20 protein-coding genes are annotated in these 20,665 nt (G+C 42.2%); 7 read left to right on the top strand and 13 right to left on the bottom strand.

The genetic code is table 11. The features are described 5' to 3' along the window. Positions 1-296: 296 nt before the first annotated feature. From V202x_RS15380 to V202x_RS15395, 4 genes are all read right to left on the bottom strand, one after another. Complete coding sequence (locus V202x_RS15380; RefSeq protein WP_197992895.1) at positions 297-3,695, bottom strand: PAS domain S-box protein; 3,399 nt, start codon at positions 3,693-3,695, stop codon at positions 297-299. Between the two features lie 205 nt (positions 3,696-3,900). Continuing rightward, positions 3,901-4,158 carry a hypothetical protein gene (locus V202x_RS15385; protein WP_145176610.1) on the bottom strand — a complete coding sequence of 86 codons (258 nt, stop codon included), beginning with the start codon at positions 4,156-4,158 and terminating at the stop codon, positions 3,901-3,903. A 142-nt stretch (positions 4,159-4,300) separates the two neighbouring features. After that, the gene (locus tag V202x_RS15390) at positions 4,301-4,468 is read right to left on the bottom strand and encodes a DUF1328 domain-containing protein (protein ID WP_145176615.1); all 168 of its coding nucleotides are present in this window, start codon (positions 4,466-4,468) and stop codon (positions 4,301-4,303) included. A gap of 359 nt (positions 4,469-4,827) precedes the next feature. Further along, positions 4,828-6,300 (bottom strand): sigma-54-dependent transcriptional regulator, encoded by a 1,473-nt coding sequence (locus V202x_RS15395; protein ID WP_145176618.1) that lies wholly within the window; start codon positions 6,298-6,300, stop codon positions 4,828-4,830. Positions 6,301-6,878: 578 nt separating this feature from the next. Between V202x_RS15395 and V202x_RS15400 the strand changes: the two genes are divergently transcribed. The 5 genes from V202x_RS15400 to V202x_RS15415 all read left to right on the top strand — a co-directional run bounded on the left by V202x_RS15400 (position 6,879) and on the right by V202x_RS15415 (position 11,224). Next, the gene (locus tag V202x_RS15400) at positions 6,879-7,709 is read left to right on the top strand and encodes a PRC-barrel domain-containing protein (protein ID WP_145176621.1); all 831 of its coding nucleotides are present in this window, start codon (positions 6,879-6,881) and stop codon (positions 7,707-7,709) included. 125 nt (positions 7,710-7,834) lie between these two features. Next, positions 7,835-8,026, top strand: coding sequence for a hypothetical protein (locus V202x_RS27550; RefSeq protein WP_232098521.1), 192 nt, complete (start codon positions 7,835-7,837; stop codon positions 8,024-8,026). A 119-nt stretch (positions 8,027-8,145) separates the two neighbouring features. Next, a complete protein-coding gene (locus tag V202x_RS15405) occupies positions 8,146-8,349 on the top strand; it encodes a CsbD family protein (RefSeq protein ID WP_145176624.1) in 204 nt (67 codons plus the stop codon). Positions 8,350-8,567: 218 nt separating this feature from the next. Further along, a complete protein-coding gene (locus V202x_RS15410; protein WP_197992897.1) occupies positions 8,568-9,533 on the top strand; it encodes a PRC-barrel domain-containing protein in 966 nt (321 codons plus the stop codon). Positions 9,534-9,811: 278 nt separating this feature from the next. Further along, positions 9,812-11,224 carry a DUF2254 domain-containing protein gene (locus V202x_RS15415; protein WP_145176631.1) on the top strand — a complete coding sequence of 471 codons (1,413 nt, stop codon included), beginning with the start codon at positions 9,812-9,814 and terminating at the stop codon, positions 11,222-11,224. A 39-nt stretch (positions 11,225-11,263) separates the two neighbouring features. Here the strand turns inward: V202x_RS15415 and V202x_RS15420 are convergent, their stop codons facing one another. Further along, positions 11,264-11,872: an ANTAR domain-containing response regulator gene (locus tag V202x_RS15420; RefSeq protein ID WP_145176634.1), complete on the bottom strand. Its 609-nt coding sequence runs from the start codon at positions 11,870-11,872 to the stop codon at positions 11,264-11,266. 378 nt (positions 11,873-12,250) lie between these two features. Continuing rightward, positions 12,251-13,285: a hypothetical protein gene (locus V202x_RS15425; RefSeq protein ID WP_145176637.1), complete on the bottom strand. Its 1,035-nt coding sequence runs from the start codon at positions 13,283-13,285 to the stop codon at positions 12,251-12,253. A 380-nt stretch (positions 13,286-13,665) separates the two neighbouring features. On the opposite strand from V202x_RS15425, the gene V202x_RS15430 reads away from it, so the two are divergent. Continuing rightward, entirely contained in the window at positions 13,666-15,222 is a 1,557-nt protein-coding gene (locus tag V202x_RS15430; protein WP_145176640.1) for an alkaline phosphatase family protein, read from the top strand. Between the two features lie 20 nt (positions 15,223-15,242). Here the strand turns inward: V202x_RS15430 and V202x_RS15435 are convergent, their stop codons facing one another. The 7 genes from V202x_RS15435 to V202x_RS15460 form a co-directional block, all read right to left on the bottom strand. Beyond that, positions 15,243-16,442 (bottom strand): AI-2E family transporter, encoded by a 1,200-nt coding sequence (locus V202x_RS15435; RefSeq protein ID WP_197992898.1) that lies wholly within the window; start codon positions 16,440-16,442, stop codon positions 15,243-15,245. A 91-nt stretch (positions 16,443-16,533) separates the two neighbouring features. Next, positions 16,534-16,746 (bottom strand): hypothetical protein, encoded by a 213-nt coding sequence (locus V202x_RS15440; RefSeq protein ID WP_145176646.1) that lies wholly within the window; start codon positions 16,744-16,746, stop codon positions 16,534-16,536. A 50-nt stretch (positions 16,747-16,796) separates the two neighbouring features. Continuing rightward, entirely contained in the window at positions 16,797-17,243 is a 447-nt protein-coding gene (locus V202x_RS15445; RefSeq protein ID WP_197992899.1) for a phage holin family protein, read from the bottom strand. Next, a complete protein-coding gene (locus V202x_RS27555) occupies positions 17,240-17,458 on the bottom strand; it encodes a hypothetical protein (protein WP_197992900.1) in 219 nt (72 codons plus the stop codon). Before V202x_RS27555 ends, V202x_RS15445 begins: the two co-directional genes overlap by 4 nt. 30 nt (positions 17,459-17,488) lie before the next feature. Further along, positions 17,489-17,962 (bottom strand): hypothetical protein, encoded by a 474-nt coding sequence (locus tag V202x_RS15450; protein ID WP_145176652.1) that lies wholly within the window; start codon positions 17,960-17,962, stop codon positions 17,489-17,491. A 97-nt stretch (positions 17,963-18,059) separates the two neighbouring features. After that, positions 18,060-18,365: a hypothetical protein gene (locus tag V202x_RS15455; protein ID WP_145176655.1), complete on the bottom strand. Its 306-nt coding sequence runs from the start codon at positions 18,363-18,365 to the stop codon at positions 18,060-18,062. 50 nt (positions 18,366-18,415) lie between these two features. Beyond that, a complete protein-coding gene (locus tag V202x_RS15460; protein WP_197992901.1) occupies positions 18,416-18,853 on the bottom strand; it encodes a CsbD family protein in 438 nt (145 codons plus the stop codon). A gap of 579 nt (positions 18,854-19,432) precedes the next feature. Between V202x_RS15460 and V202x_RS15465 the strand changes: the two genes are divergently transcribed. Further along, complete coding sequence (locus V202x_RS15465) at positions 19,433-20,347, top strand: PP2C family protein-serine/threonine phosphatase (protein ID WP_145176660.1); 915 nt, start codon at positions 19,433-19,435, stop codon at positions 20,345-20,347. Positions 20,348-20,665: the final 318 nt, after the last annotated feature.

The following is a 20,665-nucleotide window of genomic DNA, read 5'->3' on the forward strand; positions in this document are numbered from 1 at the left end:
TGATACGCCTTTTGGTTCAATAGTCTATAGTAAAACTATGAAATATTAAGCATATTGCGTACCAAATCAGGCTGGAATTATTTTCAGTTATTTAGAGGCCAGAAAACAGCCTTCAATAAGTTTTTATTTAAGCAAGTCTTCGATCGGCTCCAAAACTTGATTGATAGTCGATCAATATGATTGATGATCGATCAGGTTAGGTTTTCAAGTTCGATAAAACGTTTCGTTTATGAGATTGAAATACTCTCAACAAACTCTCATGTGTAGAAACATCAAGATCATAAATAACATGAAACTCATAAATCTCGCTGGTTTTCAGAATTTTCCGACTGCCAGCGAGTCAACTCTTCAGAAAGTAGATTCAACTCTACCTCAAGCTCATCAATGATCTTAGTGACAGAAGAAAGGTCAGTCGCATTTTTCATATCCTCGATTGTTTTCGCCGACTGTACTGCTGCATGTGCTTCAAAGTTTGCACAGAGTCCTTTCAAACTATGGGCAGCACGAACCATTTCATCAATATCACCACTTTGGACCCGTTTGCGAATCTCATCTAACAAGCTGGGAGAATCTTCAAAGAAATAATTCACCATATCGTTGAGAATTTCTTTATCATCACCAACACGCGAGAGTGCAGTCTGCATATTAATGACCGATTGCTTGGAAGCAGAATCACTATGAGTTGTAGATCGCTGCTTTGAATGTGAGGGAAACTGTTCGTCTTTGATACGCGACTCGGTATTACTTTTATCGATGGGAGTTCGATTTTGTGAATATTCGTTTCCATAACGTTCTACAAGACGTATCAGCTTCTTCGCATCGATTGGTTTGGAGATATAATCGTCCATGCCAGCTTTAAGACATCGATCACGGTCGCCACGCATCGCGTATGCTGTCATAGCAATGATCGGAATATGATCATTCGATTCTGCTTCCTGTTCACGAATGAGCGTGGTTGCCTGCAAACCATCCATTGTCGGCATCTGAACGTCCATTAACATAAGATCAAATGAATCACTTCTTAGATAATCAATTGCTTCACGGCCATTATTGGCAATTGTGCAGTCGTGCCCCCGCTTATTAAGGATTGCTGTGATTACTTTTTGATTCGCGGGAGTATCTTCAGCAATGAGAATATTGAGCGACTGTGGTGTCTCTTCTATTTTCATTACACTATCACGTTCTAATTGGGGGCTTTTGAATGCTGTCATGATTGCGTCAAGTAAATCGGATTGCGAAACGGGTTTTTCCAGAAAGGCAGAGATTTCAAGCCCTTCGCAACGATCATTGAATATCTGACGGTCAGTAGAAGACAGCATCAGAATCGTTGCAGATTCGAGAAGTCCTTGTTCTTGAGCTTGTTCCAATAACATGAAACCATCCGTTTCTGGCATTAATGCATCTACAATAACCAGTGGATATTCTTTTTTCTCTCTTCTGGCTTCAGAAAGTTGCTGCAAGGCTCTTTCCGCCGAAGAGACAGGGGTAGGAGACATTGACCAATTGCTCAACATCTCTTCAAGAATGACACGGTTAGTCTGGTTATCATCCACAACAAGCACGGGAAGCTCACGTAGATCGTCTACAGTAACCTGCTCTCGCTTCATGTCCATCTCGTCTGGCTCTGCGACCCTTAGAGAGACCCTGAAACAAAACTGGCTTCCACGTCCCAATTCACTCTCAAGCCAAATTTGTCCGTCCATCAGACCAACAATCTCCTGACAGATCGCCAACCCCAGCCCTGATCCAGAATATTGCCGCGTTGTTGAGGCATCAGCCTGAGCAAAGGGAGCAAAAATCCGTTCCTGGTCTGCAGGTGCTATACCAATTCCTGTATCAGATACCTGAAATTCTAATGCGACTGTTTCGCCAGGTAATATATCGAGAGACGCTTGCTTTGTCTCCGTCGTAGAATCCCTCGGCGGTTCAGACAATTTTGCATCAATGACAACTTCACCTTGCTCAGTGAATTTGATGGCATTACCAATCAGGTTGATCAAAATCTGTCGAAACCTTACGGGATCACTAATCACACGCTCTGGAACTCCCTTTTTAATATGAAGTGCTAACTCCAGACCTTTTTCATGCGCTCTTAATGACAGTGTTTTCACGACTTCATCTAGCAAATCTCTGAGATTGAATGAAATGGGTTCGAGCTCGAAACGACCCGCTTCCAATCGGGAGAAGTCTAAAATATCGTTGACAAGCAGTAGCAATGAATCCGCAGAATCTTTGGCAGTTTGAAGGTAATCACGCTTCATTGGTGTTAAATCTTCTTGCAATGTGAGTTCCAACATACCAAGGATGGCATTCATTGGTGTTCGCAATTCATGACTTACCGTAGCTAAAAATTCCCCTTGTACACGACTGGCCTGTTCCGCTTCATCACGTGCTTTAAGGAGCTCCTCTTCTCGCCTGCGTCGGGCTGTGGTATCACGCTCGATAATCGAGGAACCCATTATTTTTCCGTCAAGACCACGAATTGGAGAGACGGTGATTGAAACATCGATGATAGTGCCGTCTTTTCGCATTCGTCGAGTTTGGAACTGTTCGAGCCGTCGACCGGTTTTCATCGCTTCGAGAATTTCCGATTCCTCGCGCGCCATGCCCGGAGGCAGAATAATCGTAATGGTTTCTCCAATCGCTTCGTCAGCCGGCCAGCCATAGATGATTTCGGCTCCGCTATTCCAGGAAGTGATGGTCCCGTCGAGAGCTTTACTAATAATTGCATCTGCTGAAGAATCGACAATTGCTGCCAGGCGCGTTCGTTCTTCCTGCCATTGCATCCGTTCAACCATTTGACTGATTTTATTGGCAACTCCACTAGCTAATGACAAAAGATTTGGATCCGGGGTAGTCAGTTTGTTATTGAAAAATTCCACCACAGCAATGATTTTGCCGTCTAGTTTTACTGGAAATCCAAAGGCTGATCGAATTCCAAACTTTGTAAAATCACGTTTGTGAGTAATGGTATCATCATTTTCGATGTCTGTGATCCAAACTGCCTCACCACTTTGCCAGACCTGTCCTGGAAGATCTTCGCCCTGTATTATTGATACTTTTTCTGAGACTGAGCGGAGCGCGCGAAAATTGTTGTCATTTGTGGTATACCAAATTCGAGAAGAGATCAGCCGAGTATCATCATTATTGCTCACAAAAACATGACTTACAGGCCAACCGGATATTTCACAAAGATTGTTAACACAGAGGCGTAATGCATTTTCGAGTGCGTCGTTCATTGAGGAAGAAAAACTGGCTTGTTCCAGCAATGCCGCCTCGAGCTTTTCACGTGCAATGAGTTGCTCAGCCTCTTTTGCTGCCGAAATGTCACGGATAAACGCGTTAAAAATAATATGCCCGTCCCACTCAACTTGTGTTACTGTCAATTCGACTGGGAATTCTTGACCATTGCGTCGAAGTGCCGAGAATTCCATTTGTTGATTCAGCACACATCCTTTTCCAGTTTCTTTGAACAAACGCAGCCCATTGATGTGTTGGGCTCGATATTGAGGGGGAACAATCAGTGTGCTAATAGCTTTACCAGTCACCTCTTCACGTGACCAACCGAATATTTTTTCGGCGCTTCGATTCCAATCAATCACATGGCCTTCAATATCCATTGTGATAACAGCATCGGGTGCTGAGTCTATGATTATCTGCAACCGATCATCCGATGCCCATAATGCAGGCTTCATGAAATTATCATTCGATGAGTTAGCCATCCCTTGATAGAACCTAACTAGTAATTGATTAAAATTAGTAGACTGACATCAATAATGAACTGGGATTCAGAGTTTTATAATCATAACCATATAATGTGGAAGATTCCATGAATCTTTCATACAGGCTCCCTGAGTCGATGCCAAAAAATTTTATGTCTCATAGCTTCTAAATCGTTTCCTAATGAATTGATGTATCTGATTCTGTTTGTGATGATTCGGGATGATTGGATTGGTTGATCAATTTACGACCTTTTCTAGCCGCTTTCTCAACGAACTCTTCGCTTTTATCAATGGCAGCTTCAGTATCTTCCTGCATTTCTTTGGTGTTAATTGTGATAGTCGCACCATCTTCAAATGTAGCAAATGAGATCCAGCCCACAATCGCCATTGCCAGCATGGCCACTATAATTAATAATATGACCGTAAAAGACTGCATCAGAATTCTCCTTTATATAGTTCGATAATTATACAATTGAGAAAACACATAACTGAAACCGGCGGAACACGAAACGTGTACCGCCGATGTGCATTTCAACTGCATATTTCAGGGGACTAGCTGATTTTTATTTGACAAGAGATTAGTCAACTGTAACTCGGCGCCCCGTGACCAGACCAATAATAGCCAGGACTAGAAAGACGAAGAATAAGATTTTTGCGGCTCCATAGGCCATACCACCGACCATACCAAAACCAAAAAGACCAGCGACTAACGCAATCACCAAAAATAATAATGCCCACCTTAACATGATACTCCCCTTTCAAAACTTGGAATGTTTATTTCCGAATTCAGGATTTCCATTGCTGACTTGACTGCGCCAACGACTGTGTCAGCTAATTTCAGCCAACCGGACTAAAACTCCGGCTCGTTCAGTTCGCTTTTTTGCTTTACTGCGATGAAAAATTAACATTTGCAAGTACTGTGCCAAACAAGAGGATCAAAAGATCGCAAGAACGTAAGGTACTATTTGGCATATGCTTATAGCTGTTCTTTAAGCATGGCAATGACAAGTTAATGAATCTGCCAGGCGCGCACTGGTCGATTAGCAATCGCTTCCTGATCGATCAACGACCGCTGCTTGAGCACGAAAAGAAGACATTAATTCAGTTAGCTGACATCATCATCAATACTCACCGTTTTATCCATTGAGATACCAAACTGTGCTATGCGATCGCGAATTTTTCCACGTGTAATCCCTAGAATTTCAGCGGCGCGCGTTTGGTTTCCTCCTGTTTCATTCAAAATACGTGTGAGAAGATAACGCTCCATCATTTCGAGAGTTTCGCTATAGAGATCAGTCGACTGTTCTGACAAACGTTGATTCACGAATTGGCGTAAATCTGAAAGTGAAAGCACATCATTAGCTGATGCCCTCCCAACATCTGACTCTGCGGAGGCTATCTGCGAATGACTGCTTATTTCGTCTGGCAGGAATGATGGCACAATGATTGGACTGGTACTATTCAACAAGGATTGTCGAATAACGCTTTGAAGCTCTCGCACATTTCCCGGCCAGTCGTATTTGTTTAAGAGATCCAGCGCTTCCGAAGAGACACCTTCAAGTTCTGAACGTCCCATCTCATGACAAGCTTCGTTCAGATAATGTTCGACTAAGAGTGCGATGTCATTGCCTCGCTCACGTAATGGTGGTAGCGAGATAGTCATTCCATTAAGTCGATAGAATAAATCTTCTCGAAACGAACCATCCTTGACCATCTCTTCAAGATTTCGATTTGTAGCAGCAACAATGCGTACGTCTGTTTCGATAGTCTTGTTGCCACCCACTCGTTCAAATTTTTGCTCTTGCAACAAACGCAAGACTTTGCCTTGCGTCAATTGTGACATATCACCGACTTCGTCTAAAAAAATCGTACCACCATTACACTGTTCGAACTTTCCGATGCGCTGCTTATCTGCCCCGGTGAAAGCCCCTTTTTCATAGCCAAAGAGCTCACTTTCGAGTAAGGTTTCGGTAAGTGCAGCACAATTAACGGCCATAAAACAGTCATCTGATCGCGGGCTGTGCTGATAGATTGCCCGAGCAACGAGTTCTTTTCCAGTTCCACTTTCTCCACGAATGAGTACGTTCACATTTTCCGCTGCGACGCGTCCGATAGACTTAAATACCTCTAGCATCTGCGGACTACGCCCAACAAATTGATCCCCGCTTTTTGGTTTCGTATCTCCTACCGGCAACGCAACAGGTATATTCATTAACCGTCGAGTTTCAATTGCTTTCTGGACTAATTCATTCAATTTGGGAAGGTTAAGTGGTTTTGCGAGATAATCAAAAGCCCCTAACTGCATGGCTTTGATGGCCATATCGCTATCATTGGATGAAGTAATGAAAATGACTGGTAATCGTCGATCCGCTTCCTGGATCTGATGAAAAACGTCTAATCCTGAAATTCCGGGAAGCATGATATCGAGTAAGATTACTTCTGGAGACTGCTCCTCAATTTCACTGACTCCTTTTTCTGCTGTATCAACAGAAATGACGTCAATGCTCATTTTTTCCAATGACCGCCTCACCATTTCTTGAACAGTGCGGTCATCATCTACAACCAACGCTTTCGACATAATTCAGAGGCCCTATCCTTTTTTATAAAATTGATATCATGATCTGCTTAGAACAGGCTGGCTCGCTTTAGTAAGGTGGCTCTCGCATAGAAAGAAACAGTTATCACGAGAACCTGCATATGGATTCCTGGTCGAAATACCTACCAAAAGTAATTCAATTTGTCCTGAGTCAGATTGATTTGTGATTTGATATAAGTTGTTAAAGACGGATATCTACTAGATTTCTAACATAGTAAATTCAAATAATAGTATATCAATTTGAAAATAAATCAGCGAAGACGAAATTGATCTTATAGAACGAATATATAATTTTAAAATTCCTCTTTGATCGATTGACTGTTGACTACTTGTCGTTAAACTAATTTAGTGACCTACCCGTGAAGGCTAGGTCCCCAATAGGTCTATGAAAGCCCTGCAGCGCATTTTTTTCATGCGCTGCAGGGCTTTTTTTATTGCTTTCTTCCAATTGGTTGATTGTCAAGCAAACTGGTTTATTAACGCTCGCCAGGTGAATATTTTTCATTGAAATCCCGAGCAAAAATACGATTGAGTTTAAAACTCGATCGTAGAAAAATCGTATGAAAACAACTGTAATAAGTATGAAAAAGCGAAATTTCATCAGAAATAAAAATGAATCCTCTACTAGTGGCACGCGATCTGCTTTTCGTCTTCAAATAGAAGATGGAAAGGAGACAGCAATGTTTTTTAGTGCTAATAAATTATGTAGATTTCATATCGATGCTACTGACGGTGAGTGTGGAAAAGTAAAGGATTTTTTGTTTGATGATGTTTTAAACATTACACGCTACATTGTTGTTAACACTGGTGGCTGGTTAATAGAACGTCAAGTACTGATCTCTCCTGTCGCCGTTAGTCAGCCAGATTTTGATTCTTATGTACTTCCAACAGTTCTATCGAAAAAAAACATCGAGGATTCACCAGCCATCCAGAGCGATCTTCCGGTCTCTCGGCAGCATGAACATAATATGGCTTTATACTACAACTGGCCCATGTATTGGGATTCAATTAATTCATCTACAAATACTAGTGTTACTGTGGAACCGAAACAGATTGAGGGTGATCCACACTTGAGAAGCGTTTCTGAAATTACTGGGTACCATATCCAGTGTATGGAAGGAGCAGTCGGCCATGTAGAAGATTTGATTATCGACACAGAAAGCTGGTGTTTGCGTTATTTAATCATTGATACACGTGATTGGCTGCCAAGTAAAAAAGTGATTATTGCGTTTGACTGGATCACACATATTACGTGGGAAGACCGCAAGGTTCATATTGATTTAACGCAAAATCAAGTGAAAAACGCACCTACTTATGATCCACGATTACCCGTTAATCGCGCGTATGAAACGCAGCTTTATGATTTCTATGGACGACCATCCTATTGGTAGTTCAAAACTAAACTCCTTCGCCAATGCATAATATGTGAAGTCGAGGTTATTTAAGGCGTTCTCGTTCTTGGGATAGCGGTGCGCTGACACGAACACAATTAGATCTATTTTATAAGGAAGATCCAATGAAAAAGAAAATTCGAATGTCATTGATACATGCGGGGGCTCTCATGCTTATGTCTACAGTAGCTCTTACTCTTGTAGGCTGTGATAACAAAGAAAAAGTACTCGATGTTGAAACTCCGGGTGGTGAGATCGAAATCGAACGCAACCGCGACACCGGTGCAGTAGATGTGGAAGTTGATAAGAAGGAATAAGTTCAAGAAGTAGAGAACTCTCATCCAAAATACATGCCAAGCAATTTCTGAAAAATTCGGCAGAAAACAAGAATCGTTTCAGTCTATATTCACAATACTCAATTAAGAGGTAACAAAAAATGAACAAAGATCAATTCGAAGGAAAATGGAAACAGATTAAAGGCCAAGTCAAGGAAAAATGGGGCGACCTGACAGACGATGAGGTGGACCAAATTGACGGAAAGCGTGAACAGCTTGTCGGTAAAATTCAGGAGCGATATGGAATCGCAAAAGAAGAAGCAGAAAAGCAGGTTCGCCAATTTGAAAGTTCCTGTGGATGCTAGTAGCTGACTAGCAATTAACTACAGTCTTGGCCAAATAATTCCATAACTCCGTCAATAATGAAATCGGTACGACTACTCGCGACGCATCGCAATGGTAATGAAACCGCAATTATGAAGTAGTATTGTAGCTGTCAGTTGATAGTGAGAATTGATCAAGCAGAAATCCAAGGGACTCGATTCACATAAATCGAGTCCCATTTTAAATGAGGAAAGAATTCATGAACCATTATGCTGTATTTGCTATGACAATAGCATTTGGAATTTCTACAGTGATTATCGCAAGAAATTCTCTTGCTGATAATAATTATAGTCAGAATCGGTTAGTAGCTATCAATTACGGTGTAACTCAAGCTGGTAACCTGGATGATAAAACGACCGGAGCTAATATTCGCGCAAGCAAATTGTTAGGTATGAATATCCTGAATTCAAAAGGGAAAAACGTTGGTGAAATCAATGACATTTTGCTCAATGCTACCACAGGTAAAGTTAACTACGTTGCTGTGACATACGGAGGACTTCTGGGTGTTGGCAGTAAAATGTTCGCTATTCCATACAAAGCCTTCCAATACAGGCAAAACCCAAACGATAAGAACGAATACGCGTTAATGCTCAATGTAACTCAAAAACAACTTGAAGGAGCCAAAGGCTTTGATGATCAACATTGGCCCAACTTTGCTGATTCAAAATTCACTCACGAACTGGACCACCGGTATGGAGTGAAGCGAAACAAAAAAGCTCATGATCTGAGCCGGTCAAAAGCAGGTCAATTGGACGATAAAACGACCGGAGCCAACATTCGTTTCAGTCAGATGACTGGTATGAATATCTATAACTCAAAAGGAAAAAATGTTGGTGAAATTAACGACATCGTACTCAACGCTTCGACTGGTAAGATTAACTACGCTGCCGTCACATATGGAGGATTTTTGGGCGTTGGCAACAAAATGTTTGCTGTTCCGTTCAAAGCTTTCAAGGTTCAACGAAGTAAAAAAGACCAGGACAAGTATTTGTTAGTACTGAATGTCACAGAAAAACAACTTGAAGGGGCAAAAGGTTTCGACGAAAAACACTGGCCCAACTTCGCTGACCCCGATTTTAATAAAGAACTCTTTGAACGGTATGGAGTAAAGATAAATGTAGGTGGAATTGATGTAGAAGTTGACACTAAAAACAACAATAACTAGGAAACCAGAACTAGAAGGCCAGCTCGAAAGAGTTCGGGTTCTGGGCGCTGCGGGTTGCTATGTGGGCAACTCGTAGCGTTTTTTTATGTTTATCGTTAAGATAAAGTTTCAAATAATTCGCTTCATACCAGTGCATTGTGATTCATTCTAAAGAGTGATAGAAAAGATATCTCCTCATAAATGAATCTCGATAACCTGTGCGGCCTTTCACTTTCATGCAGAAGGTTGCCTGAAATTGAGACTATGATTTCTAACTTCATGCAGAACCAGGGCAAAACATGAAAGCACGGCTCATCAATATCTGGGATTCGTTTCGCAGTAGTTTCTGGTTTATACCGACTCTGATGGCTTTACTGGCAATTGCTCTCGCTGAAGGAACAAACCAGATTGATCAGTTGCTGGCTTCGTCACATCATACGATTGAATTTCTCTCAACAACTGCACTAGCAGCACGTTCCACACTCTCGTCAGTAGCCGGAGCCACAATTGCCCTGGCTGGCGTTGTGTTTTCAATCACAGTTGTCACACTTTCTATCGCATCATCCCAATATGGTTCACGGCTGGTTCGTAATGTGATGACAGACAGCATTGCTGATATCGTCATTGGACAATACGTAGGGACAAGTCTTTACTGTCTCTTGATATTACGAACTGTGCGTGATCCGGATTATTCATCGACCCCGTTTACTCCACATGTCGGTACCGCAGTTGGTTTAGCCTTGGGGCTGATCTGTATGGGAATGTTAATCTGGTTTATTCACCACGTCGCGACAGCGATCCAAGCTCCGAAATTGATTGAAGCGGTCTCGAAAGACTTAAACAGTACTATTGATCGACTGTTTCCTGAACGCGTTGGGGAACATCATGAAGACGACGTTCATACAAATTCGGCCCCCGAAGAGATACTTTCCGAGCTCAGAGATACACATATTGTCATTCCCGCAGCTTTAGAAGGTTATATTGAAGGCATCGACGGCGATAGTCTCATCGCCCTGGCAACAAAAATGAATGGGCTTATAGAATTGAACTGTAAACCCGGTAATTTTATCACGAAACAACAGACTTTGGCTCGAGTCTGGTCATACGATTCTGACGAAAAATGCACTGAGAATGAAGAGATGCTCATGACGTCAGTCAATCGTGTCATCATTATCGGCTCTACGCGAACACCACGCCAGGACATCAGTTATGCCGCTTTAGAATTGGTCGAAGTTGCGGTACGGGCACTCTCCCCAGGAATTAATGATCCTTTTACAGCAATGAATTGTATTGATCGGCTCGGCGGTGCTCTTGGAAAGCTTGCCAAACGCCCCATTCCTACGCTGATACGAAGAGATCAAGATTCAATTCCGCGCGTAATTGTCACAACCGCAGATGGATTTCCAGAAGTTTTGCATGACTCATTCAACCTGGTACGCCAATATGGGGCCAGTTGTGTTGCGGTTTCGCTCCGCATTTTGGAATCTCTGACTGGGATCGCCAGTCATTTAAAACGGAGAGAGGATATTGATGCTATTCGCCAGCAAGCAGAGTCACTCAAAGTTGTATTTGAAAAAAACAACATCGCAAAGACTGATCGTGAAGATTTTGCAGACCGTTATCATCAGTTAGACGAGGTTTTGAATTCTACACTGGAGTTGTTTTCGCATTTGAGCAAAAACCATAATGCAAATAACGATTCAAATAATTAGACGAGTAAACTTTTCTTACCAAATGCAATCTAAGGTAATTCAGTCGTTCGAAACAATATCTAAGGCACCCTCGGCATGAATGATCGCCTGAGCAATATCAATGAGCTTCATGCGTTTGTTACTAGCTAATTTTTGCAGTTGCCTGAACGCATCTCCTTCATTCAAACTAGCAGACTTCATCAGAATGCCTTTTGCTCGTTCAATTACTTTCCGATCTATTAACGCTATTCGCAAGTCTTGATTTTCTTTACGGAGTTCAGCAAATTCTTCGAAACGTCGATAAACCAGTAAAATCGTTGGCCCTAAATCCTGCTCACAGAGAGGCTCGACCATCCACGCCATAATATGGTCGAGCGCTGCAGCCTCAACCAGTTCCAAGTCTGTTTTCGGAGTCACTATAATTCCAGGAACCGGATTCTCTTTTCCAATCAAGGTCAGTGCCCGAATACCGTCCATGTCAGGCATATGCACCCCACTAATAACTAAATCAGGCTCATGTTTCTCACACGCTTTAATAATATCTTCTCCCGACTGAACCAAGTCTACAATCTGATGATCAAGCTCCTGTACGGCTTGATCAAGTGTAGATAAAGTTTCAGGATTGCTATGGGCAATCAAGATTTCAAGAGATTCTGTTTCTATATTCATTTGATCTCACTATTGTTTGAATCACACAATATTCTGAAAGCAAGCAGATATTATTAAATCAAATCATAGTCCGATATGCTAGATCATGAATAATATTATTAAATGAAATCTCAGGCTCTTTTATTTTGATTTTCCAGTGTATTCAAAATATTCCGGATCTATATCACATAGATATTCTGTGATATCCACCAGCAAGATGCTCATGTTAGGTTCTACTCGTCAATAAAATATGAAACTAACCGAAGTAAAAATAAGCATCGTCGGCGCATAAAAAAGACAGATCAGCAGAGGGCCTCCCGCTGATCTGCCTTGAACATAATACTTAACTCTGTCATTAAGTATTACATATCAAAAACTTTTTGCTGTTACTCAACTTATTTAGTCTGCAATCTGAGCACCGATTCCAGCACCAATAGCAGCCCCACGATTACCACCAATGGCTCCCCCAATCTGAGCACCTACAGCGGCACCTTGTCGACGTGCACTTCCGCGATTGCCAAAGTTCCTGCGACCATGATTCCACTGACCACGGTGACCACGGTTGTTGAAACCACGGTTATAGTTAAAACGATTACCATACCAGTTACGATTATTATTCCAGTTGCCATAATATCCGTTTCCACGATTGTAGAATCTACGGTTTCCATAGCTGTTGTCGTAATAATAGTCAGTGTCATCGTAGTAGTAACTACCATCAGTCTGGTAGTCTTCATATTCGTCACCCTGTTCCTGATAGTAATCCTGTTCTCTCGATTGCTTTGGATTACGATAAGTTACAGGGTCAAATGGTTCCCATACTCCGTTGTTGTCAATCAGCCATTGGTCATTCTCTGTCTTGTACCACCAATGGCCGTTGTGGTAACGATAACGAGCACGTGTTTCATCATCAATGTCTAAATGAGCTGTTCCCTGACGGACCATCGCGTCAATTTGAAAGTTGCCCTGCCCTTTTAAATTTGGACGATTACCGTTTGTAATTGGTCGATTCGTCTTGCGACGTGTTGGTACATCTACATCCGCACCACCGTGAACCCTGGCTTTCGCACCTGCATTTTTCTGACCTCGTTTAATCGCTCCGTCCACACTGTTTGTGTTCGTAGGAGGTGGGGGCGTGACACCAGGTGTATTCGTTTTTCCCCGCGATTTGATTCTAGCATCGACGTTAGAATCAAGCTTGGTATTAGTATCGAGCTTTGTATCGGATTTCATTTTTGACTTAGCCCCCTGTCGCGTTTTCACACGATCTGTAACAGCATCGGTCACATTCGATTTGGATTTAATCTGAGCATTGGAATTTGCTTTCGATTCGAGTTGAGCACCAGGGCTTTCAACTGGAATCTGAGCAGATAATAGGGCTGGGCTGATTCCCAAAATTGCTGCTGCGGTTAATAGTTTTACACTGCGGCGTAACATCTAAATTTCTCCTTTGCATGTTTAATAAAAATGGTTATTTCCTGGCCATAATTAGTTAAAAAAGCAAAGACCATGCCAATTTGAATAAAAGTATTGGACTCCTTAAAACCCCGACATTTCGCCTGTTTTTTGCTCGTTAAAATCTATCAGATCGCGTTTTTATTGGCGGGTCAGCGGACACATTGATCTGAAAACTTCCAGAGGTACTTTCAGTTACCACTTATCGGAGAATGAACCTTGTTCTAAAGGGTAATCCTTGTTACGTTGTCCATCGTGAGCACTATGCTGTGGCTAAGTGTCGTTCCCCGAAATGCACTCGTAGCTAACTAATCAGTAATTTGGATAGAAATCTGAGGATCATTGAACGAGTCGATTCTTAAATGAAAAAAGTGTTACTAATCATCATCGATGCGTTGGCGACCCGCGTTGTGCTGCCAGCATTACAAGACGGAAAACTGCCAAATATCCAAAAGCTCGTTGACCTAGGCTCATTAATTCCAGAATGTACGTCAATCTTCCCTTCAATTACTCCCGCAGCAACTTGCTCGATTGTGACAGGGGCTTATCCTTTCGAACATGGCATATCAGGGGCCTATTGGTATGACACTAATTCAGATGAAATTGCCTATTTCGGTTCAGATTTGCCAGCCATTATAAACGAAGGCATGGACCGCTACATCAACGATTTTCAAGTCAAGTTGAACATGGATCGTTTACAAATCCCTACACTCTTCGAAAGGATCGAACAACATGGTGCTTTGCGCGACGCGGTAGTGAACTTCATGTGGTATCGCGGGACGGTTGAGCATGAAACGACAACTCCTGCGCTTCTAAAGCTGACCCCTGGAGTTTCTTTAGCAAGTAGTATGCGTGGCCCTCATAGCATGTTTCTTGGAGATTTTGTTTCTACTCCTCTTTATGGTACTGCCCTTTCTGCACGTGGAGGTTTATCACGTCGTTTCGGATTTCATGATGAAGCCACTGCGGATTATCTTCTGGCACTTGCAGAACAGAACGCCCTGCCAGATTTCACTTTGGCCTATTTCCCTAACAACGATTTCGATAGCCATGCTGAAGGACCAGAGAATGCGCTTCCCACCTTACAAGCCTTTGATGAGCATTTAGGACAACTATTCGAAACACAAGGTGGAATTGAAAAAATGCTGGAGGAGTTCGCCATTTTGATTACGGGTGACCATTCTCAAAGTGACCTGGATGAGAATCCAGCCGTTGACCTCAATGAAGTGCTTGAGAAATTTCCATTAGTTGAAGCAGGCAAGCCATGGGAAGCCCATGAGGATATGAAAGTCTGCCCGAATATGCGGTCGGCTCAAATCTATATGCGACCAGAACTTTGGACGCGCCGCACAGAAGTCATTGACTGCCTGCTGAAGTGCAACGATATTGACCAAGTCATCTGGTCAGACCATGAAAGTGGACTAAATGACGCTAAAAAAGCAGCATTTCATGTTCATACGCAAGACCGAGGTCGATTGGTATTCCAACCCGCACTTGAAAAACAGGGAAATGCCGTCGATTGCTATGGAACCCCCTGGGTCTGGAAAGGAGATTTATCTGCAGTCGATGCTCAAGTTACTTCAAATAGTGAGATTCAATTTGGTGATTACCCAAATGCGTTTGAGCGTATTGCCACGAGTTTTTCTGAAAATACAGGAAACCTTTGGGTCACGGCTCGACTTGGAAAAGAGTTTTGTCTCCCAACGATGAAATGTAATCTGGCTGGATCGCACGGTTCCCTGCACTACTTAGATTCGACAGCACCATTAATTGCAGCAGGGTTGCCAAGTCAATTCGAACTACGAAGCTCGCTACGAATTATTGATATCGCGCCCATTTGCCTACAACTCCTTAGTCTCGAGTCTCCACGAATTCCTGGAGTCAGTGCGATCATGAATTCCATAGATCGCTCATCATGAGTTCAGATTTCTCTTTCAAGCTAACCTGAGAGAACACGCGAAACAGGTTGGAGCGACTTGAAATGGTCGCAAGAAATTTTAATCATTCCAATCAGTGGGACTGCAAGCAAAATACCGGCAACTCCCCATGCCCATCCCCAAAAAACAATACAAATAAAGACTAATGCGGGGTTCAGTTTCATTGATCGACCGAGAATCATCGGCGTAATAACATTTCCTTCTAAAGTATTGATGAATGCATAAATCAACGGACCAATCGCAGCTTCTGCAGGCGTGGGAAGATACACAACACCAATCAAAAATACGATTGCTGCACCAACAAAAGGTCCGACAAAAGGAATAAAATTAAGCGTCGCTGCCATGATCCCCAGCAGAAAGGGATCGGGAAGGCCCAATGCAGCCAACACTGTTCCAATCATGATGCCTAGACCAATATTGATCATCGTGATAGTGATCAGATAACGAGAAATTCCCATTTCTACGTTTCGTATCATCGTAACGAAACCACGCTTATTTTTAAGATTAGGAATTAATTCTACGACAGAATTTAAAATCCGATGCCCCATTGCCAAGAGCAGATAAACCAGAACTACCGTAATGGTTGCTCCTGCCAAAAAATTGAGCGTAGAACTCAATAAATAACTCGTAACAGCCGGTTGTTGCACGGCAACTTTTACAACATCATCTTTTTCTGATCCCGTAGCGATCTTTGAAACTTGTTCTGAGGCTTCGTCAATCTTATCAACAGGATCTGTTAAGAATCGTAGTTTTTGTTCTGCTTTGCGAAATGTAGTCGGGGCATCAGCAATCCAATCGGAAATGGGGTCCGCAAGAAAGTAACTTGCCAGTCCAACTACACTACCTAGCGTAATGACTACCATCCCAGCGGCAATTGATTCTGTAACAAAACGAATCCTACATAGAAAACGAACTAATGGGGCCAGCAAAAAAAATAACACTAAGGCAAGCGCCATTGGTATTAGAATCGCTCTGGTAAAGTAGAGCGCGTGTACAACTCCCAAAGTGGCAAGAATAATCAGTGAGAAACGACCATAAGGGCTGACAACAATTTTCTCAGCAATTGTGATTTCGTCTTGAACACCCTCGAATGATTCCGGATTTTTGATTGAATTGGAATCTTGTTCGGTGTCAGTATTGTCAGTAATTCTGTTATTTTCGCCGCTATGAATTTTTTGTCGAGATAGATTATGCCTAGGCACTGGCAAGTCTCCATTGTGAATCATTCATTCAAACAATGCGCTGAATAGTTGGTTCAAAAGACCAACATCAGTCTTCGTCATCATTCATTTATTACCAGGGCTTTAATTTCCAACCAACGATAAACCCGATCCCAAAACACCATAAAGCGGCAGTTCCAGGGTTCTGACGTGCGTAAGTCTGGACATAGTCAACAATATCATCAACAGGTTGCAATTGGTCATGTCCCTGCTGCTGCTGAGAATGTTGGTCTTGTGAAATCGACCTATTCAAATTTGCCGAAGACTGTTGGGTTGTTGTATTCATGAGAGCATTTCCCTTTCAATACGGAGTACTAAGATTGCCATTACGGTTTGCTATACCATTTCTTGATGGTAACGGTGTTTCTCGGAAAGTATTTTTTTTATCCATTGGATGTTACTTTGTAATTCAGTACGCGAACGCTTAAGCAATGTAAAACTCTGCTTGAACCCTTTCCAGGCGAAGAAAAAGAGGCTTGCCGCGATTAACATTCCAATACTCGCAGCAATGAGTGACGAAGCTGCCTGGCTGAGTTCAGTAAAATCACTCAACCACCACGACAACCCAAGCAACGCGACAGGACAGACACCAAGAGCCACTCCTAGTGCTAGACAAGCTAAAATAGCGGGATAGGTGGCTTCTCTTGTGGCATCTCGCGTATCTACAGCGATCAATTCCAGTTGTAACTCGCTGAGAGTAATGAGATCCGCTCCCAAGTCCCCTAAGTGAGACTTCATATTGCTAGCTTGTTCCATTTTTGGTTGACCATTACGTTCATTCATCTTTTCACCCACCATCCCAAGGCAACACCAGATAATAAACCGACGCCAAGGGCCAGTTGGGGATGTTTGTTGATCTGTTCTCCCAGGCATTGCTCCCAGTGTTTAATAACAGGCATGAGCTCAGATTTTAGTTTCGTACTAAGTGCGTCAAGTGAATCGCTTTGAGGCTTACCTCTTCTAAAACTGACGTGTTTATCTAATATCTCATTTTGCATTGTTTTTTACCTTCTGATCAATGTGTGCCTCTAACGCGTGGTAAATTGCGATACGTTCTCCTCACCAACCTCCTGTTGAGAGAATGTACTTGATGTATGGTCTGATATTGGTTTGTCAAAGGTAGTTGCTAATTGCTGGACGATTTGTGCTGTTGCCGTCCTGAGCGCCAATCCCGAAAGGAAAGTGAATGCTCCTCGAATCAGATTGTTCTTAGCTTGTGCCTTTGGTTTGTGCTCAACGACCAGTCGATTTTTCTTAGCCAGTTTTTCAATGGTCTTCGCATCGAGGCTTTGAATGTTAAGTTTTTTGGGAACGACTAAGTATCCAATCGCAGCCGCTACCCCAACACAAGCCCAGGGATGATTTTTAATGTAATACCGCCAGCTTGTGAGCTTATGAGCACTCTGTTTCACTTGTTGCACATCATCGTCCAGATCATGTCGAATCTCTCTCATTGTTTGACGAATTTGCTCAGCACGCTCAAGTTTGGAATAGTCAGACACAACTGTGTTCCCTATCATTGCAGTCTTTATCAAAACGGACTGTTGATCACATAACCTTACGTCGATGAAAAGTCATGTTTCGAAAATCAGAGCCAGACTAAGATCGAAAATGTTTTGTAAGTGACGAAGGAGCAACCTCAGACAATGCAGCCTTCACGTTGTTCCCAATTCGCTCGATCAATGCATCATTCTGAGAGAGGTATTTTGCTGAACCTCTAAAAATCGATCCAAGAATAATCCCGGCGCCCACTCCGACTCCTAATCCGATCAACACAGATTTCATAGGTTTTTGCTCTGCATACTGGTAAAGCTTGGAAGAGGCGGTCTGGAAATTCTGACTACCGGACGCATACAGTGGCAACTGAGCAGCGCGATCTTCCACATCTTCAATCTGATCAATCATCTTCTCTCTCCTTAACCGTTTGAGTATGGAAATTGTCAATTGCAGATGACTTATCGGCGCCAAACCAAGCTTACAATCACACCTGCAATCAAACCGGTTCCAAAGGCGACGGCAACTGATTCGGCCGGGTGTTTGCGGATAGTCTGTTCTGCCTGACGATATCCTTCTTGAACTGATTCACTAGCACACTCGTACTGCTCACGGGCAACATCGCTTACCTGTGAAAATTGTTCTTGTACTTTTTTGACAGTCTCACCAATTCTTTCAGTAGCTGAAGATGCCGACTGTGATAGGTTTTCAACAATTGATTCAAGTTCTGCTTCGATTTTCTGGCTGGTTTCACCCGTTTTTTGCTGAATTTTACCAACGAGTTGGTCGGTATTACCTTCTAATTCATCCAGGTCGTTGGAACTAAGCTGCCCCCATCGTTCTTGAATACGACCACGAAGTTCATTCCATTGACCATGTATTTCTTCACGAGTCGTCATAATCATCTCCTTAAAATCAATGTTAGAATTGTTTGTTCCAGTTCAAATTTGTTTTAATTTTCTCTTCTGCAATCAACGTGCCATTCAAGAAAATGAGAATTGATTCTAAAAATTTAACACAATTGATAATGAACTCTTTTACTGAGGAAGAGGTTTGATTCGCTACAGCTTTTTAGATTTGATTGTTTTGACTGGGGACTTTAGATATTTAAAGGGAACGAAGCTTACTGGTCGCCTGGGAACCAGGGTGGTTTCATGGCGATCAATGAAGTGAGAATTCAGCCCATCACCTTCGCTCCCCTACTTTTAAGAACAGTCTTTGACTTACTATTTTTGAGTTTCCGTAGACTATTGTAAAACTACTAATACCAAGTACGAACAGCACTTATCGAATTCTTATTTGCTTCCAACTTGAAATTTGAGAGAAATGGAATGCTGTATGCTCTTAATTTTGTTCAAAGAAGTGTCCCAACCTAAATGTGTGAGCTCACACCTCGCGATACAAACAGATGCTTTGAATGAATTCAATTCGATCGGTTCTCTTAGCCAGTAATATAGGTATCAAAAAAGGAGATTATTATGGCAGGTAAAATGGATTGCTTTGGCTTATCACATATTGGCTCTAAACAATCTTTGAACCAAGATCAGTTCTTAATTGCTGATCTCGAGAAAGCTATGCGAATTCATTCAAGCAGTCTAGGGTTGGATGACCACTCCAGGATGTTCGGTAATTCACAGGGCAAATTATTACTGGTTGCTGATGGAATGGGTAGAGACGCTGCTGGAGATCAGGCGAGCCGCATTGCAACCGAAAGCATTACCCGATATGTGTTGAATACTATGCCCTGGTTTCTGAGACTTGATGAACAATCGGATGATGACTTGCATGATGAACTTGTAGAAGCACTCCAACGATGTGAAAAACGTGTCGAAATCGATGTTCAACAACACCCTGAACGTGAAGGCATGGGTACAACATTGACTATGGCATATTTGATTTGGCCACGCTTGTATCTTGTTCATGCAGGTAATAGTCGATGTTATTTGTTTCGACAATCGAAATTGAAACAGATTACAAAAGATCATAGTCTAGCTGAGGAACTCGTATTTAGTGGAGTTTTAGAAGTTGATGAAGTGCCAGAAATCTGGGAGAATACGTTAGTCAACTTGATTGGAGGGCATGATGATAGTGACCTGAATCCCGATGTCCACAAGGCACGATTGCAAATTGGAGATACACTTTTATTATGCACTGATGGCTTAACAAAATACGTTTCAGATTTCAAGATTTCTGAAATTCTAAGCCAGAATGCCTCGGCTGATGAGACTTGTACCCGTTTAGTCAATCAAGCCAAAGACGATGGTGGATCAGATAACATCACAGTCATCGTAGCTCGTTTCCTGGATAGTGGTGACCAGGACGTGGCTATTTCAGAGACGATTGATACCGAAACTGGTTGTAGTGTAGAACAGACTAAAACAAAAACATTTTAGAAAATACTAATGTTTTACCATCCAAGAGGTAATTATCTCAATTTTTAAGTGATTGCATCTCGCACTGTCTTCCTCAAAAAGTCACTTCATGAATAGTTTATATGCTTTCTCACAATCATATAGCGAATCACACAAATCAAGATGCTAGTAAACTGCCTACATCAAATTAGAAAACTTTAATTTTCTCTCAGTCCAACTAGACCACACGGTTCTATCATGTCAAGATGTCTGGTTAAAATTACGCTTGGGTCACACAAATCACTGCGAAGCAATGAAACAGATTTTTAAAGTAAAACAGACAACAGGAAGTCACGATGG

The organism is Gimesia aquarii (genome assembly GCF_007748175.1).
GTDB lineage: Bacteria > Planctomycetota > Planctomycetia > Planctomycetales > Planctomycetaceae > Gimesia > Gimesia aquarii_A.